Below are 17,256 nucleotides of genomic sequence, written 5' to 3'. Positions count from 1 at the left end.
CGCTGATTTGTCGTGCCCAATTCATATTCTGACGGCGGCGATTTCCCATAGTCGGAATGCGACGTCGGCGGAAACGAAAACGACCGTGCAACTCGGCCGAAAACATGCAGGATTCCGTGTCGATTTTGCGACACGGTTTGGCGCGGCCAAGCCCGTTCGCAAAGCGGCCTCCACTAGATTGGCGGGAAAACGCTGCGACCGGCGGCGAACGCAATAAGGACGGGTTGGACATGGACGAAAATCTCGCTCACGCGGAAGAAGCGGGCGCAGCACGGCGCGGACGTGGCGCGGGCGGCGCACGGCGCGGACCTACATCAAGCGCCAGATCCCGCTCTACGAGGTGCTGAACGAGGAAGGCCTGGCGCTGATCGAGGCCAATGCCGACACGGTTCTCGAAGAGGTCGGCATCGAATTCCGCGACGACGCCGAGGCGCTGGAGCTCTGGAGGCAGGCCGGCGCCGACGTGCGCGGCGAGCGCGTGCATTTCCCGAAGGGGCTCTGCCGCGAACTTTTGAAGACCGCGCCATCCGTCTTCACCCAGCATGCACGCAATCCCGAGCGTTCCGTCCAGATCGGCGGCGATGCGACGGTCTTCGCGCCCGTCTACGGCCCGCCCTTCGTGCGCGATCTCGACGGCAACCGCCGCTATGCGACGATCGAGGATTTCCGCAATTTCGTGAAGCTCGCCTACATGGCGCCGTCGATCCACCATTCGGGCGGCACGGTGTGCGAGCCGGTCGACGTGCCGGTCAACAAGCGCCATCTTGACATGGTGTTCAGCCACATGAAGTTCTCCGACAAGCCCTTCATGGGCTCGGTCACCGCGCCCGAGCGCGCGGAGGACACGGTGGCGATGGCGAATATCCTGTTCGGTGAGAAGTTCGTCGACGACAACACGGTGATCATCAACCTGATCAACGCCAACTCGCCGATGGTCTTCGACGAGACGATGCTGGGCGCGGCGAAGGTCTATGCGCGCGCCAACCAGGCGACGATCATCACCCCGTTCATCCTTGCCGGCGCGATGAGCCCGGTAACGGTGGCCGGCACGCTGACGCAGGTTCTGGCGGAAGTGCTGGCGGGCGCCTCCTTCACGCAGCTCGTGCGGCCGGGCGCGCCGGTGCTGTTCGGTACCTTCGCCTCGTCGATCTCGATGCAGTCGGGCGCGCCGACCTTCGGCACGCCGGAGCCGACGCTCGTATCCTACGGCGCAGGCCAGCTTGCGCGCCGTCTCGGCCTGCCGTTCCGTACCGGCGGATCGCTTTGCGCCTCCAAGGTCCCGGACGCGCAGGCGGCCTATGAGAGCGCCAACACGCTGAACTCGACGGTGCTGGCGGGCACGAACTTCGTGCTCCACGCCGCCGGTTGGCTCGAGGGAGGGCTCGCCTCCTGCTACGAGAAGTTCATGATGGATGTCGACCAGCTCGGCATGCAGCAGAAATTCGCTGCCGGCGTTGACCTGTCTGAAAACGGGCAGGCGATGGACGCGATCCGCGAGGTCGGCCCCGGCAGCCACTATCTCGGCTGCTCGCACACGCAGGCGAACTTCCAGACGGCATTCTACCGCTCGTCGATCGCCGACAACAATTCCTACGAACAATGGCTCGCCGAGGGTGAGAAGACCGCGCCGCAGCGCGCGAACGAGCTCGCCCGCCGCTGGCTCGACACCTACGAGGCGCCGTATCTCGACCCGGGCCTCGAGGACGGGCTGAAGGATTTCATGGCGAAGAAGAAGGAGTCCATGCCCGACGCCTTCACTTGAAAGGAGCCCGTTTCAGGCCGGGCTAAAGTGGCCGACATCATCCACAAGGAAGTCTGGCGCTCGGCGATACGAGGGCCGGACGGGAAGGGGTAGCTTGTTGCGCCCCCGATTTGGCCACGTCGCGGGACAGCGGCCCCCTCTGTCCTGCCGGCCGCCCTGGGCTGAGCCACGGGTCTCGGCCCGTCCTTCGGACCCCCCGCGAGGGGGGAGATCACGCGTTGTCGGCGACGAGAATAATCTCCCCCCTCGCGGGGGCGTAGGGCGCGGACCTTTCCGTCCTCGAGCGCGCGATGATCGAGCGCATCACAGCTCTTTTGTTGTCCTCAGGCCTCATCCTGCGTGGCGGATTCGATTTTGACCGCGGCGAGGATGCTCCCGCAAAGGCGGTTCTGCTCGTCGGCCATGGCGGGGCGGACTACTGGCCACATTTCCAAGAGTGGCAGGCGCGGAACGTTGGCGTCGCCGATCCGCTGGATGCGTGGTCGCTGATTGTCATCGACCGGGTCGCCGACGCTGTCGGCGCGCGGGCGGTTTATCCGAGCGACCGGCCGTATTTGCCGTTCCAGCAATGGGCGATGCGGGCGGAAGGGCTGAAGCCGTCGCCGCTTGGGGTTCTCATGCATCCGGAATTCGGGCTTTGGCATGCTTATCGCGGGGCGCTGCTGTTTGATCGGGCGTTGGTGCTGGGGGAGTTATCGAAGGCGCGGCATCTTTGCGATGAATGCCGGGAGAAGCCGTGTTTGACGGGGTGTCCGGTCGGGGCGTTCGATGTGGACGGATATGATGTTGGTGCGTGTCGGGGGCATGTTCTGGGTGAGGGGGTAGTGTGCCGCAGGCAGGGTTGTATTGCCCGCAATGCCTGTCCGTTTGATGCGTATCGGTATCCGGCAGAGGTTCAGGCGTTGCACATGGATGCGCTTTTGGCGGGATAGTTTGGGCGAAGGGGACCCCCACCCTTTATCCCTCCCCACAAGGGGGAGGGAGGGCATCGGCGCCGAATGTATTCCTTCAGCGAAGCGCCGAGATTTCAGGGAAGGACGCTGCGTCGGCGACTCCCTCCCCCTTGTGGGGAGGGATAAAGGGTGGGGGTCGAGCGAAGCTCAATGCAAACAATCAGACCGCCAGTCGCGTTGTGTGCTTGATGCTTTTCAGCACGAGATTGGTGCGCACGTTCGCTATCCCCGGCAGGCGAAACAAAAACCCTTCGAGGAAGGCGTTGTAGGCGTCGAGGTCGGTGCAGAGGACGCGCAGGTGATAGTCGGCTTCGCCGGTCGTCGAGAAGCAGTCGAGCACTTCTGGCCTTCGCTGGACCTCGGCGATGAAGGTGTCGACATGGCCGTGCTCATGGCGGGTGAGGGTGACGTGGACGATGGCGTGGAACGTCAGCCCTGCCTGAGCCGGATCGAGCAAGGCGCGGTAATCGCTGATGATCCCAGCTTCCTCCAGCGCGCGCACGCGGCGCCAGCAGGCGGAGGCCGACATGCCGGCCTGGTCGGCGAGATCCTGGTTGGAGATGCGGCCGTTCCCCTGCAGGATGGAGAGGAGGCGGCGATCCTGTTCTTCCAGTTGCATTGCGATATCCGAACGAATTGACCGGCAAGTCCCGGTTTGACGGCAGTGGCTTGCCTATTCGTGGACCAGCCGCTGGAAATCGGCAAGCTCTTTCACCCGATCGGGCGTATCCTGTCGCCAGCCAATCGGGAGACCAGCCATGACCGCGCACGAGCCCATCCGCGAACTCGCCCGCTACCAGCTCAAGGATCGCTACGAGATGGAGCGCGGCCGCGTCTTCATGACGGGGACGCAGGCGCTGGTGCGGATCGCGCTCGATCAATCGCGCAGGGATCGCGAAGCCGGCAAGACGACCGGCGGGTTCATTTCGGGCTATCGTGGCTCGCCGCTGGGCGGGCTCGATCTTGAATTGTGGCGGATCGGAAGCAAGCTGAAGGATGCGCGGATCGAGTTCCTGCCGGCGGTCAACGAGGACCTGGCGGCGACGGCGGTGCTCGGCTCGCAGCAGGTAGAGACCAACCCGAAGCGCGAGGTCGAGGGCGTTTTCGGCATGTGGTACGGCAAGGGACCGGGCGTCGACCGCTCCGGCGACGCGCTGAAGCACGGCAACGCCTATGGCTCCTCGCCCAATGGTGGCGTGCTGGTGGTCGCCGGCGACGACCATGGCTGCGTCTCGTCCTCCATGCCGCACCAGTCGGACGTCGCCTTCATGGCGTGGTTCATGCCGACGCTGAACCCGGCGAGCGTCGCCGAATATCTGGAATTCGGCGAGTACGGCTACGCTCTGTCGCGCTATTCGGGCATGTGGGTCGGGTTCAAGGCGATCTCGGAGACGGTGGAGTCGGGCGCGTCGTTCGAATTGCGGCCCGACCGGGCGTTCAGGGTGCCGGATTTCACACCGCCGCCGGGCGGGCTTCACTATCGCTGGCCGGACCTGCCCGGACCGCAGATCGAAGAGCGGATGGAGGCGAAGAAGCAGGCGGTGTTCGCCTTCGCCGAGGCCAACCCGATCGACCGGCACATCTATGAGGTGCGCGACGCCAAGTTCGGCATCGTGACGACCGGCAAGGGCCATCTCGACCTGATGGAGGCGCTGCGGCTGCTCGGCATCGGCGAGGCGGAGTGCCGCGAACTCGGCATCGACATCTACAAGGTCGGCATGGTGTGGCCGCTGGCGCGTCGCGACGCGCTCGACTTCGTGCGGGGCAAGGAGGAAGTCCTCGTCATCGAGGAAAAGCGCGGCATCATCGAGAGCCAGTTCAAGGAGTATTTCTACGATTGGCCGGGCGACAAGCCGAAGCGCATGGTCGGCAAGCGCGATGAGGCGGGCGAGCGGCTGGTGCCGTGGACGGGTGAATTGTCGCCGCGCCAGCTGGTGCCGATCGTGGCGAAGCGGCTCGACGGGATTTTTCCGGGGCATGGATTTGTGGAACGGGCGCGGAGGGTGGCCGAGGCGCCGCGCGTCGCGCTCAACGTGCCGGGCGCGACGCGCACGCCTTACTTCTGTTCGGGCTGCCCGCACAACACCTCGACCAAGGTGCCGGAAGGCTCGCAGGCGCTGGCCGGCATCGGCTGCCATTTCATGGCTTCGTGGATGGACCGCGAGACGAGTTCGCTGATCCAGATGGGCGGCGAGGGGGTGAATTGGGCGGCGTCCTCGCTCTTCACCGGCAAGGGCCACGTGTTCCAGAATCTGGGCGAGGGCACCTATTATCATTCCGGCTCGATGGCGATCCGGCAGGCGATCGCGGCGAAGGCCAACATCACCTACAAGATCTTGTTCAACGACGCGGTGGCGATGACCGGCGGCCAGCCGGTGGACGGTCCGATCTCCGTCCACGCAATCGCCGCCGAAGTGCGCGCGGAGGGTGTGGAGAGGATCGCGCTGGTCTCGGACGATCCCGAAAAGTTCTCGATGCAGGATTTCCCCGCCGGCACGACGCTGCATCACCGCCGCGAGATGGACGCGGTGCAGCGCGAGCTGCGCGACGTGGCGGGCGTATCGGTGCTGATCTACGAGCAGACCTGCGCGACCGAGAAGCGGCGGCGGCGCAAGCGCGGGACGATGGAGGACCCGAAGAAGTTCGTCGTCATCAACGAGCTCGTCTGCGAGGGCTGCGGCGACTGCTCGGTCGAATCGAACTGCCTGTCGGTCGAGCCGCTGGAAACCGAGTTCGGCACCAAGAGGCGGATCAACCAGTCGTCCTGCAACAAGGATTTCTCGTGCCTGAACGGCTTCTGCCCGAGCTTCGTGACGGTGGAGGGCGCGACGCGCAGGAAAAAGGGCGGCGTCGAGTTCGACCTCGCGACGCTGGCGGCGGATATCGCAGCGCCTGAAATTCCGGCACTGGAAAGGCCGTTCGACCTGCTCATCACCGGCGTCGGTGGAACGGGCGTCGTAACGGTCGGACAACTGGTCACCATGGCGGCGCATCTCGAAGCAAAGGGCGCGACCGTGCTCGACTTCACCGGGTTCGCGCAAAAATTCGGCCCGGTGCTGTCCTTCGTCAGGCTGGCGGCGAGCCCGCAGGCGATCCATCAGGTGCGGATCGATGGCGGGGCGGCCGATGCGCTGATCGGCTGCGACATCGTCGTCTCGTCCTCGCCCAAGGCATCCGCGACCTATCGCGCGGGCATGAAGGCGGCGGTGAATCTGGCGAAGATGCCGACCGGCGACATCGTGCGCAAGCGCGACGCGGACCTTGCCGTGGACCAGCGGCTGGCGGCGATCGCTGGCGTGGTGGGCGAGGGCGCGCTTACGGCGGTCGATGCCAACGCGCTGTCCGACAGGCTGATGGGCGACACGGTGTTTGCGAATGTCATGATGCTCGGTTTCGCCTGGCAGCTCGGGCTCGTGCCGGTCGGCCACGAGGCGCTGCGGCAGGCGATCGAACTCAACGGCGTCGCGATCGAAGCGAACCACCGCGCCTTCCTGATCGGCCGGCTGGCGGCGGCGAATCCCGAGGCGGTGGGCGGGCTGTTCAAGCCGAAGCCAGTTTCGGGCGAAACGCTGGACCAGATAGTCATGCGCCGCGAGGCGTTCCTGACCGACTACCAGGATGCTGCCTATGCGAAGCGCTATCGCGCGCTCGTCGATCGCGTGCGGGCGGCGGAGGCGGGGTTCGGCTCGCAGAAGCTGACGGAAGCGGTGGCGCGCTCGCTGTTCAAGCTGATGGCCTACAAGGACGAATACGAGGTCGCGCGGCTGCACACGCAGACGGGATTGGAGGAAAAGCTCGCTGCCGAATTCGAAGGCGACTGGAAGATCGTCCATCACCTCGCGCCGCCGATGCTGAATGCTGGAACGGATGCACGAGGGCGGCCGCTGAAGCGATCGTTCGGGCCGTGGATCAGGAGGCCGTTCCATATGCTGGCACGCATGAAGCGTTTGCGTGGCACGCCGCTCGACGTCTTCGGCCACACGGTCGAGCGACGCATGGAGCGCGGGTTGATCGGCTGGTACGAGGCGAAGATCGAGGAGGCGCTCGCGCGGCTTTCGCCCCAGACTCATGGGACGATCGCCGAGGCGATGGCGCTGCCGATGCAGATTCGCGGGTTCGGGCCGGTCAAGGACAAGGCGGTGGCCGAGGTGCGGCCGAAGCTGGATGCGGCGCTCGCCTCACTCTAGGGGAGCGCTCACGATTTGTGACCGGGGCCCAAGGTTAGGCTTGCGTCCTCAAGATCGCTGCGCTAACCCTCGCCGCGTTGCAACAAGGCCCATTGCCGGTCCCGTTTCAGGCTTGCGAAAGAGCGGCGCTACTTCTCTCGGCGCCACCCCGCTATAGTCAGGGATCGACGCTCAACGGGAAGTCGGTTCATGAACGAAATGCTCGCCTCATACCTGCCCATCGTGATCTTCATGGGTGTGGCGCTGATCGTCGGCATCGCGCTGATCGCGGCGCCCTTTCTCGTGGCCTACCGCAACCCGGACCCGGAAAAACTGTCGGCCTATGAGTGCGGCTTCAACGCCTTCGATGACGCGCGCATGAAGTTCGACATCCGCTTCTACCTCGTCGCCATCCTGTTCATCATCTTCGATCTCGAAGTCGCCTTCCTCTTCCCCTGGGCGGTCTCGTTCGGCGAGATCGGCATGCTCGGCTTCTGGTCGATGATGATCTTCCTGGGCGTGCTGACGATCGGCTTCATCTACGAATGGAAAAAGGGAGCGCTGGAATGGGATTGATGGATAACTCCCAGACCCTCGTCGCGCCGAAGCCCAAAGGTCTCGTCGACCCGCGCACGGGCAACCCGATCGGGTCTGACGATCCGTTCTTCCTGAATGTGAAGGAAGAGCTGGACGACAAGGGCTTTCTGGTCACCTCGTCCGAGGCGCTGATCACCTGGGCACGCTCGGGCTCGCTGATGTTCATGACCTTCGGCCTGGCATGCTGCGCCGTGGAGATGATCCACACCTCCATGCCGCGCTACGATTCGGAGCGCTTCGGCGTGGCGCCGCGCGCGTCTCCGCGCCAGTCGGACATCATGATCGTCGCCGGCACGCTGACCAACAAGATGGCACCGGCGCTGCGCAAGGTCTACGACCAGATGCCCGAGCCGCGCTACGTCATCTCGATGGGCTCGTGCGCCAATGGCGGCGGCTACTATCACTATTCCTATTCGGTCGTGCGCGGCTGCGACCGCATCGTACCGGTCGACATCTACGTGCCCGGCTGCCCGCCCTCGGCGGAAGCGTTGCTCTACGGCATTCTTCTGCTGCAGAAGAAAATCCGCCGCACCGGCACGATCGAGCGCTAGGACAGGACGCATGAGCGAAGCCCTCAACGACCTCGCCGCCTATATCAAGGAGCGGCTCGACGCGCAGGTTCAGGATGCCATGGTCGCATTCGGCGACCTGACGATCCATGTCGAGCCGAGCGACCTGATCGACGTACTCGAGTTCCTGAAGAACGACGTGCAGTGCCGCTTCGTGTCGATCATCGATATCTGCGGTGCCGACTATCCGGCGCGCGAAAAGCGTTTCGACGTCGTCTATCACCTGCTCTCGCCCTACACGAACCAGCGCATCCGCTTGAAAGTCAGGACGGACGAGGACAATCCGATCCCGTCCGCGACCGAGGTCTTCCCCGGCGCCGACTGGTTCGAGCGCGAGACATACGATCTCTACGGCGTCCTGTTCACCGGCCACCCGGACCTGCGCCGCATCCTGACCGATTACGGTTTTGAGGGACATCCGCTGCGCAAAGACTTCCCGCTGACCGGCTTCGTCGAGGTTCGTTACGACGACGAGGTCAAGCGCGTGGTCTACGAGCCCGTCGAGCTGAAGCAGGAATTCCGCAACTTCGACTTCCTCTCGCCGTGGGAGGGCACGGATTACGTGCTGCCCGGTGACGAAAAGGCGAAGCAGTGAATGGTGAATGGTGAATGGTGAATGGACGCCAAGCCGGGCCTGATACGCGACTATCGCGATCTGACAGTCTGGAAGGAAGCAATGGAAATTGCGGAGCTGGTCTATCGCTTGACGCGCGCCTTTCCGCGCGAGGAAGCATTTGGACTGACCTCGCAAATGCGTCGTTCTGCGGTTTCGATACCGTCCAACATCGCAGAAGGCTTTGGTCGCGCGCAGCGGAAGGTTTTCATTCAGTTTCTTCGGATTGCGCAGGGCTCCCTCAAGGAACTGGAAACGCAGTTGATGTTGTCAGTCCGCGTCGAGCTGGTCGCATCGAAAGATGTTGCAGACGTTCAGATGCGATGCCAAACGCTCGGCAGGCGGCTCGTGCAGTACGTTCGTTCGTTGGAGCGCGGAATTTCGTGACCATTCACCATTCACCATTCACCATTCACGGCGCGGAGCGCGGTCATGGCTGAAACGTCCGTACGCAACTTCAACATCAACTTTGGACCGCAGCACCCGGCGGCCCACGGCGTGTTGCGTCTAGTGCTCGAACTCGACGGCGAAGTGGTCGATCGTGTCGATCCGCATATCGGGCTGCTCCATCGCGGCACCGAGAAGCTGATCGAGCACAAGACCTATCTGCAGGCCGTTCCTTATTTCGACCGGCTCGATTATTGCGCGCCGATGAACCAGGAGCATGCGTTCGCGCTTGCGGTCGAGCGGTTGCTCGACATCGAAGTGCCGAAGCGCGGCCAGATCATCCGGGTTCTCTATTCGGAGATCGGCCGGGTGATGTCGCACATCCTGAATGTGACGACGCAGGCGCTCGACGTCGGTGCGCTGACGCCGCCGCTCTGGGGCTTCGAGGAACGCGAGAAGCTGTGCGTGTTCTACGAGCGCGCTTCGGGCAGCCGCATGCATGCGGCCTATTTCCGTCCGGGCGGCGTCCATCAGGACCTGCCTGACCAGCTCGTCGAGGATATCGGCCGCTGGATCGATCCGTTCCTGAAGATGATGGACGATCTGGACGATCTTCTGACGGGCAACCGCATCTTCAAGCAGCGCAATGTCGATATCGGCGTCGTCAGCCTTGAGGACGCCTGGGCCTGGGGTTTTTCGGGCGTCATGGTGCGCGGTTCGGGCGCGGCCTGGGATCTGCGCAAGTCGCAGCCCTATGAGTGCTACGCCGAGATGGATTTCGACGTGCCGATCGGCAAGAACGGCGATTGCTTCGACCGTTACCTGATCCGCATGGAAGAGATGCGCCAGTCGGCGAAGATCATTCGCCAGTGCGTCGATCTTCTGCTGGGCGCCGAGAAGGTCGGTCCCGTCTCGTCGACGGACGGCAAGATCGTGCCGCCGAAGCGGCAGGCGATGAAGCGTTCGATGGAAGCGCTGATCCACCATTTCAAGCTCTACACCGAGGGCTATCGCGTGCCGGCCGGCGAGGTCTATGCCGCCGTCGAAGCGCCGAAGGGCGAGTTCGGCGTCTATCTGGTCGCCGATGGCACCAACAAGCCCTATCGCTGCAAGTTGCGCGCGCCCGGTTTCGCACATCTGCAGGCGATGGATTTCCTCTGCCGCGGCCATCTCCTGGCCGACGTCTCCGCCGTTCTCGGCTCCCTCGACATCGTGTTTGGTGAGGTCGACCGCTAAATGTCCGTACGCCGTCTCGCAGACCCGCAATTCCAGCCGCCAGCTTTCGCCTTCACCGGCGAGAATTTGGACTGGGCCGAAAAAACCATTCAAAAATATCCGGTTGGGCGCGAGCAGTCGGCCGTCATTCCGCTTTTGATGCGCGCACAGGAGCAGGATGGCTGGGTGACGCGGGCGGCGATCGAGCACGTCGCCCAGATGCTTGAAATGCCGCTGATCCGCGTCCTCGAAGTCGCGACCTTCTATACGCAGTTCCAGTTGAAGCCAGTGGGCACCAAGGCGCACATCCAGGTCTGCGGCACGACGCCGTGCATGCTGCGCGGGTCCGAGGCGCTGATGGACGTGTGCCGTTCGAAGATCCACCACGATCAGTTCCAACTCAACGAAGGCGGGACGCTGTCGTGGGAAGAGGTCGAGTGCCAGGGCGCCTGCGTGAATGCGCCGATGGTCATGATCTTCAAGGATGCCTATGAGGATTTGACACCGGAGCGCCTCGCCGAGATCATCGACGAGTTCGATGCCGGCAGGGGCGATGCAGTGCCGACCGGCCCACAGATCGACCGCGTCTTTTCCGCGCCTGAGAGCGGGTTCACGTCGCTGGCCGACGAAAACGCCGTGCTGAAGGCGAACCGCAAGTCTGAGCCGCGAAAGGCCGGCGGCGACCAGCCGGAGGTTGCGCCGTCCCAGGCCGCCAAGCCGAAGACGGCCGCTCCGGAAACTGATCCGTCGATCAAGTCGCCGTCGCCGGTCAAGGCCGATCCGGCAGCCGAGAAGGCCGCCAGCGTCGAGGCGCCGAAGGAAGACAAGGCCGCCGCCGACCTGGCCGAACCGTCCGTCGAGGGCGAGGTGACCGCGCGCGAGCATCCCGACAAGAAGGACGGGACGTCCGCCGACTATCGCGCACCGGAAGACATGGAAGGCGAGCCGATCGGCCCTGCCGGCCGCCGCCGGAAGTCCGAGACGAAGGCCGAGCCGGGCAAGCCCTCGCCGGAAGGCACGGCCGAGGTGAAGAAGCCGGCACGTGCGAAGAAGCCGAAGACCGGCGATGAAGGCGGAGACAAGTGATGCTGCAGGACAAGGACCGCATCTTCACCAATATTTACGGCCGCTTCGACAAGTCGCTGAAAGGCGCGATGGCGCGCGGGCATTGGGACGGCACGGCCGGTCTGATCGCCAAGGGTCGCGACTGGATCATTCAGGAAATGAAGGATTCGGGACTGCGCGGACGCGGCGGTGCGGGCTTCCCGACCGGCCTCAAGTGGTCGTTCATGCCCAAGGCGGCATCGGACGAGCGCCCGCACTATCTCGTCGTCAACGCGGACGAATCCGAGCCCGGCACCTGCAAGGACCGCGAAATCCTGCGCCACGATCCGCACACGCTGGTCGAAGGCTGCCTGATCGCCGGCTTCGCGATGGGCGCGCACACTGCGTACATCTATGTGCGCGGCGAGTTCATTCGCGAGCGCGAGGCGCTTCAGCGCGCGATCGACGAGGCCTATGATGCGGGCTTCCTCGGCAAGAACAACAAGAATGGCTGGGATTTCGACGTCTTCGTCCATCACGGCGCCGGCGCCTATATCTGTGGCGAGGAAACGGCGCTGCTGGAAAGCCTGGAAGGCAAGAAGGGCCAGCCGCGCCTGAAGCCGCCGTTCCCGGCCAATGTGGGCCTCTATGGCTGCCCGACGACGGTGAACAACGTTGAATCGATTGCCGTCGCGCCGACGATCCTTCGCCGCGGCGCGGGCTGGTTCGCGGGCTTTGGCCGTCCGAACAATGTAGGCACCAAGCTGTTCTGCGTCTCCGGCCACGTCAACACGCCGTGCACGGTCGAAGAAGAGATGTCGATCCCGTTCCGCGAGCTGATCGACCGCCATTGCGGTGGCATTCGCGGCGGCTGGGACAATCTGCTCGCGGTCATTCCGGGCGGCTCGTCCGTTCCGCTGGTGCCGGCCGAGCAGATCATCGACACGCCGATGGATTTCGATTCGCTGCGCGACCTCAAGTCCGGCCTTGGCACGGCGGCGGTTATCGTCATGGACAAGTCGACCGACATCGTGAAGGCGATCGCGCGACTTTCCTATTTCTACAAGCACGAGAGCTGCGGTCAGTGCACGCCGTGCCGCGAGGGCACCGGGTGGATGTGGCGCGTGATGGAGCGCCTGGTTCGCGGCGAGGCGCAAAAGCGCGAAATCGACATGCTGCTCGATGTGACGAAGCAAGTGGAAGGCCACACGATCTGCGCGCTGGGCGACGCGGCCGCATGGCCGATCCAGGGTCTGATCCGGCACTTCCGCCCCGAGATCGAGCGCCGCATCGACGAGTTCACGCGCAACAGCCACCGCGCCGAGCCGGCGCTGGTTGCGGCGGAGTAGAGACGCCAAGCGATGGCAGAGAAGAACCCGTTCGACGATTTCGCCAAGCTGAGCCAGGCGTCGATGCCCGATCAGTTCGCCGGCATGGCGAATTTGATGGCGCATCCGGTCGCCGGCATGGCGGCGGCGTCCGCGATCGGCTTCGGCATGGCGAGCCACGCTTTCGGCCTGTGGATGGGCGCGATGGCGGGCGCGACGGAGGCTTCGCGGCGCATGCTGGCGGAGACGGAAGCGAAAAACGCGACGGCGCCGCTACCGCGCCTCAAGCTGGTTTCGGTCAACGCGGCCGACGAGGTTGCGAGCCTGGCGCGAACGGTCGAGGCCGATGTCGAGAAGATCGCGCGTGATGCGTCGGTCGCATCGGCGAGGGCGGCGGAAGCGCTGCTGGACGATGTGAAGGCGGCGACCGAGAACGCGATGCGCGCGCCAATGCGCAAGGCCAAGCCGGCCCGGCCGGACGATCTGAAGGCGATTTCGGGCGTCGGCCCGAAGTTGGAGCAGGTTTTGAACGGGTTCGGCATCTGGACCTACGGTCAGGTGGCGGCGCTCGTGGGCGCCGAGATCGCATGGCTGGAAGACCAGCTCGGCTTTGGCGGGCGAATTGACCGGGACGGCTGGGTGGAGCAGGCAAAGAGCCTTGCATCCGGCCCCAAGTCCGGTTCAAAGGGTGCGGGCCGCAAGCGGTCCTGAAATTTCCCGGCCGACGAGGCCGGAACTGTTGGGCGGCTGGTGCCGCCGGGGTTAGAGGCAAGATGGCGAAGCTCAAGGTAGACGGCAAAGAGATCGAGGTTCCCGATCACTACACGCTGCTTCAGGCGGCGGAGGAAGCGGGCGCGGAAGTGCCGCGCTTCTGTTTCCACGAGCGCCTGTCGATCGCCGGCAATTGCCGCATGTGCCTCGTCGAGGTGAAGGGCGGACCGCCGAAGCCCGCCGCCTCCTGCGCCATGGGCGTGCGCGACCTGCGCCCCGGCCCGAACGGCGAAGCGCCGGAAATCTTCACCAACACGCCGATGGTGCGCAAGGCGCGCGAAGGCGTGATGGAGTTCCTGCTGATCAACCATCCGCTCGACTGCCCGATCTGCGACCAGGGCGGCGAATGCGACCTGCAGGACCAGGCGATGGCCTTCGGCGTCGACGCCTCTCGCTACCACGAGAACAAGCGCGCGGTCGAAGACAAGTATATCGGACCGCTCGTCAAGACGATCATGACGCGCTGCATCCACTGCACGCGTTGCGTGAGGTTCACGACGGAAGTGGCTGGAATCTCGGAGCTCGGCCTGATCGGTCGCGGCGAGGACGCCGAGATCACGACCTATCTCGAAAACGCGATGACGTCGGAACTCCAGGGCAACGTCATCGACCTTTGCCCGGTCGGCGCGCTGACCTCCAAGCCCTACGCCTTCCAGGCGCGGCCCTGGGAACTGACCAAGACGGAATCCATCGACGTGATGGACGCCGTCGGCTCGGCGATCCGCGTCGATACGCGCGGCCGCGAGGTGATGCGCATCATGCCGCGCGTCAACGAGGCGATCAATGAGGAGTGGATCTCCGACAAGACCCGCTTCATCTGGGACGGCCTCAGGACGCAGCGCCTCGACCGCCCCTATGTGCGCCGCAACGGCAAGCTGCAGGCGGCAAGCTGGGGCGAAGCCTTCGGCGCAATCAAGGACGCGGTGGCGAAGACCTCCGGTGACCGGATCGGCGCGATTGCGGGTGATCTGGCGACTGTCGAGGAAATGTATGCCCTGAAGGGCCTGATGACCGCGCTCGGGTCGGCCAATATCGACTGCCGGCAGGACGGCGCGAAGATCGATCCGGCCAATGGCCGCGCGAGCTACGTCTTCAACCCAACCATCGAAGGCATCGAGGATGCCGACGCGCTCCTGATCATCGGCGCCAATCCGCGCTTCGAGGCATCGGTGCTCAATGCGCGCATCCGCAAGCGCTGGCGAATGGGCAACTTCCCGATCGGCGTCGTCGGCGACATCGGCGATTTGCGCTATGATGCCGAGCGCATCGGCGGCGGCGCGGAGACGCTGCGTGAACTCGTCGCCGGCAATCTCGACTTCGCCAAGGTACTGTCGAATGCCGCTCGGCCGATGATCATCATCGGCCAGGGTGCGATCGCACGCGCCGACGGCGCGGCGGTGCTGGCGCTGGCGGCCGAACTTGGCGTATCCGTGGGCGCGGCGAGCGCCGAGTGGAACGGCTTCGCCGTCCTGCACAATGCGGCCTCGCGCGTTGGCGGGCTAGACCTCGGCTTCGTGCCGGGGACAAGCGGCAAGGATGTCGCCGGCATGATGGGCGCGCTCGACGTCGCCTTCCTGCTTGGTGCGGACGAGTTCGACATGGCCGGCCTCGGCTCGGCCTTCACCGTCTATATCGGCAGCCATGGCGACGCTGGCGCGCACCGTGCCGACGTCATCCTGCCGGGCGCGACCTATACGGAAAAGTCGGGCACCTACGTCAACACGGAAGGGCGCGTGCAGATGGCGAACCGCGCCGGCTTCGCCCCGGGCGATGCCCGCGAGGACTGGGCGATCCTGCGGGCTCTCTCCGACGTGCTCGGCCACAAGCTGCCCTACGATTCGCTGCCGCAGCTTCGTGCCGCGCTTTATGCGGAGTATCCGCATTTCGCTGCCATCGATGAGATCGCGGCGGGCGACGTGGCGCATGTTTCGGCGCTGAAGAGCGGCACGGCCGATTTCGACAAGGCGGCTTTCTCGTCGCCGATCAGGGACTTCTACCTGACCAACCCGATCGCGCGCGCTTCCGCCGTGATGGCCGAGTGCTCCGCGCTCGCCCGGGACGGTTTCAGGCAGGCAGCCGAGTAGGGCAGGGGCAATGGACACTTTTTTCTCGACCTATGTCGGCCCCGGCCTGCTGATTCTGCTTCAGTCTGTCGTGCTGATCGTCGTTCTTCTGATCCTCGTCGCGTATCTGCTTTATGCCGACCGCAAAATCTGGGCGGCGGTGCAGCTTCGCCGCGGCCCGAACGTCGTTGGTCCGTGGGGCCTTTTGCAGGCCTTCGCCGACCTGTTGAAATTCGTCTTCAAGGAGCCGGTCATCCCGTCCGGCGCCAACAAGGGCGTGTTCCTGCTCGCCCCGCTGGTGACGGCTGTTCTGGCGATATCGGCCTGGGCGGTGATCCCGGTCGCCAATGGCTGGGCGATCGCCGACGTCAATGTCGGCATCCTGTTCGTCTTCGCCATCGCATCTCTTGAAGTCTACGGCGTGCTGATGGGCGGCTGGGCCTCGAACTCGAAGTATCCGTTTCTCGGCGCGCTGCGCTCGGCCGCGCAGATGGTGTCCTACGAGGTCTCGATCGGCTTCGTCATCGTCACGGTCCTGCTGCTCGTCGGCTCGTTGAACCTGACGCACATCGTATTGGCGCAGCAGACCGGCCTCGGAACGATGCTCGGACTGCCGGGCTCTTTCCTGGACTGGCACTTCATCGTGCTGTTCCCGATGTTCGTGATCTTCTTCATCTCGGCCCTGGCCGAGACGAACCGGCCGCCCTTCGACCTTGTGGAAGCCGAATCGGAACTCGTCGCCGGTCACATGATCGAATATTCCTCGACGCCGTTCCTGCTCTTCTTCCTTGGCGAATATGTCGCGATCGTGCTGATGTGCGCGCTGACGACGATCCTGTTTCTCGGTGGATGGCTGCCGCCCTTCGACTTCGCGCCGTTCACCTGGGTCCCGGGCGTCATCTGGTTCCTGATCAAAGTCTGCTTCGTCTTCTTCATGTTCGCCATGGTGAAGGCGTTCGTGCCGCGCTACCGCTACGACCAGTTGATGCGCCTTGGCTGGAAGGTGTTCCTGCCGATCTCGCTCTTCATGGTCGTCGCGACCGCGAGCTTCATCAAATTGTGGGAAGCGATGGCGGCATGAGCATCGCGTTGATCGGAGGCCTCGTGGGATTGGGAATCGCGCTCGTCGATTTCGCCTTCCTGCGGCTTCTGGCCACGCGCGTCGATCTTGCCGAGACGAAGACCGCACTCAATGTTGCCGGGTTCACCCAGTTGGTGCTGCTCCCGGTCATCGGCTACTTCGTAGCCCCGTACGTGTTCGGAGACTGAAGATGTCAGCTCTTGCCCAGGCCGCGAAATCGCTGCTCCTTCTGGAGTTCGTGAAGGCCTTTTTCCTGTCGATGCGGCAGTTCTTCGCGCCTAAGGGCACGCTCAACTATCCGTTCGAGAAGGGGCCGACGAGCGCGCGCTTTCGCGGCGAACATGCGCTGCGCCGCTATCCGAACGGCGAGGAGCGCTGCATCGCGTGCAAGCTGTGCGAGGCGATCTGCCCGGCGCAGGCCATCACCATCGAGGCCGGTCCGCGTCGCAATGACGGCACGCGCCGCACCGTGCGCTACGACATCGATATGGTGAAGTGCATCTATTGCGGCTTTTGCCAGGAAGCCTGCCCGGTCGACGCCATCGTCGAGGGGCCCAATTTCGAGTTCGCCACGGAGACCCGTGAGGAGCTCTATTACGACAAGGACAAGCTGCTCGCGAATGGCGACCGGTGGGAGCGCGAACTGGCGCGCAACATCGCGATCGACTCGCCCTATCGCTGAGGCTTGGAGAGTGGACGGAAGCACA

At 64.4% G+C, this 17,256-nt stretch carries 15 protein-coding genes and 1 pseudogene; 15 read left to right on the top strand and 1 reads right to left on the bottom strand.

The window, feature by feature from the left end; genetic code table 11:
• The first annotated feature begins 178 nt into the window (after positions 1 to 178).
• Both ALII_RS20940 and ALII_RS0102960 read left to right on the top strand, forming a co-directional pair.
• Positions 179 to 1,762: pseudogene (locus ALII_RS20940) on the top strand (trimethylamine methyltransferase family protein).
• A gap of 290 nt (positions 1,763 to 2,052) precedes the next feature.
• Positions 2,053 to 2,694, top strand: coding sequence for a hypothetical protein (locus ALII_RS0102960; protein WP_024585848.1), 642 nt, complete (start codon positions 2,053 to 2,055; stop codon positions 2,692 to 2,694).
• A gap of 181 nt (positions 2,695 to 2,875) precedes the next feature.
• On the opposite strand, the gene ALII_RS0102955 is transcribed toward ALII_RS0102960, so the two are convergent.
• On the bottom strand, positions 2,876 to 3,334 hold the full coding sequence (locus tag ALII_RS0102955; RefSeq protein WP_024585847.1) for an Lrp/AsnC family transcriptional regulator: 459 nt from the start codon (positions 3,332 to 3,334) through the stop codon (positions 2,876 to 2,878).
• Positions 3,335 to 3,473: 139 nt separating this feature from the next.
• Between ALII_RS0102955 and ALII_RS0102950 the strand changes: the two genes are divergently transcribed.
• From ALII_RS0102950 to nuoI, 13 genes are all read left to right on the top strand, one after another.
• Complete coding sequence (locus ALII_RS0102950; RefSeq protein WP_024585846.1) at positions 3,474 to 6,902, top strand: indolepyruvate ferredoxin oxidoreductase family protein; 3,429 nt, start codon at positions 3,474 to 3,476, stop codon at positions 6,900 to 6,902.
• A gap of 189 nt (positions 6,903 to 7,091) precedes the next feature.
• The gene (locus tag ALII_RS0102945; RefSeq protein WP_024585845.1) at positions 7,092 to 7,457 is read left to right on the top strand and encodes an NADH-quinone oxidoreductase subunit A; all 366 of its coding nucleotides are present in this window, start codon (positions 7,092 to 7,094) and stop codon (positions 7,455 to 7,457) included.
• Positions 7,448 to 8,029: an NADH-quinone oxidoreductase subunit B gene (locus ALII_RS0102940; protein WP_024585844.1), complete on the top strand. Its 582-nt coding sequence runs from the start codon at positions 7,448 to 7,450 to the stop codon at positions 8,027 to 8,029. Before ALII_RS0102945 ends, ALII_RS0102940 begins: the two co-directional genes overlap by 10 nt.
• A gap of 10 nt (positions 8,030 to 8,039) precedes the next feature.
• Positions 8,040 to 8,642, top strand: a complete 603-nt coding sequence (locus ALII_RS0102935; protein ID WP_024585843.1) for an NADH-quinone oxidoreductase subunit C — start codon at positions 8,040 to 8,042, stop codon at positions 8,640 to 8,642.
• A 21-nt stretch (positions 8,643 to 8,663) separates the two neighbouring features.
• On the top strand, positions 8,664 to 9,047 hold the full coding sequence (locus tag ALII_RS0102930) for a four helix bundle protein (protein ID WP_024585842.1): 384 nt from the start codon (positions 8,664 to 8,666) through the stop codon (positions 9,045 to 9,047).
• 45 nt (positions 9,048 to 9,092) lie between these two features.
• Positions 9,093 to 10,283 (top strand): NADH-quinone oxidoreductase subunit D, encoded by a 1,191-nt coding sequence (locus tag ALII_RS0102925; protein WP_024585841.1) that lies wholly within the window; start codon positions 9,093 to 9,095, stop codon positions 10,281 to 10,283.
• Positions 10,284 to 11,348, top strand: coding sequence for an NADH-quinone oxidoreductase subunit NuoE (gene nuoE / locus ALII_RS0102920; RefSeq protein ID WP_024585840.1), 1,065 nt, complete (start codon positions 10,284 to 10,286; stop codon positions 11,346 to 11,348). It begins immediately after the preceding gene.
• The gene (gene nuoF / locus ALII_RS0102915) at positions 11,348 to 12,655 is read left to right on the top strand and encodes an NADH-quinone oxidoreductase subunit NuoF (RefSeq protein WP_024585839.1); all 1,308 of its coding nucleotides are present in this window, start codon (positions 11,348 to 11,350) and stop codon (positions 12,653 to 12,655) included. Before nuoE ends, nuoF begins: the two co-directional genes overlap by 1 nt.
• 12 nt (positions 12,656 to 12,667) lie before the next feature.
• Positions 12,668 to 13,345: a hypothetical protein gene (locus ALII_RS0102910; RefSeq protein WP_024585838.1), complete on the top strand. Its 678-nt coding sequence runs from the start codon at positions 12,668 to 12,670 to the stop codon at positions 13,343 to 13,345.
• A gap of 62 nt (positions 13,346 to 13,407) precedes the next feature.
• A complete protein-coding gene (gene nuoG, locus ALII_RS0102905; RefSeq protein WP_024585837.1) occupies positions 13,408 to 15,489 on the top strand; it encodes an NADH-quinone oxidoreductase subunit NuoG in 2,082 nt (693 codons plus the stop codon).
• Positions 15,490 to 15,499: 10 nt separating this feature from the next.
• Positions 15,500 to 16,549, top strand: a complete 1,050-nt coding sequence (gene nuoH / locus ALII_RS0102900; protein WP_024585836.1) for an NADH-quinone oxidoreductase subunit NuoH — start codon at positions 15,500 to 15,502, stop codon at positions 16,547 to 16,549.
• Positions 16,546 to 16,737, top strand: coding sequence for a hypothetical protein (locus ALII_RS0102895; protein ID WP_024585835.1), 192 nt, complete (start codon positions 16,546 to 16,548; stop codon positions 16,735 to 16,737). The genes nuoH and ALII_RS0102895 overlap by 4 nt, the downstream gene beginning before the upstream one ends.
• A gap of 2 nt (positions 16,738 to 16,739) precedes the next feature.
• On the top strand, positions 16,740 to 17,231 hold the full coding sequence (gene nuoI, locus ALII_RS0102890; RefSeq protein ID WP_024585834.1) for an NADH-quinone oxidoreductase subunit NuoI: 492 nt from the start codon (positions 16,740 to 16,742) through the stop codon (positions 17,229 to 17,231).
• Positions 17,232 to 17,256: the final 25 nt, after the last annotated feature.

The organism is Aliihoeflea sp. 2WW (assembly GCF_000497755.1).
GTDB lineage: Bacteria > Pseudomonadota > Alphaproteobacteria > Rhizobiales > Rhizobiaceae > Aliihoeflea.
The sequence above is the reverse complement of the archived record's forward strand: the minus strand, read 5'-3'. Positions and strand labels throughout refer to the sequence as shown.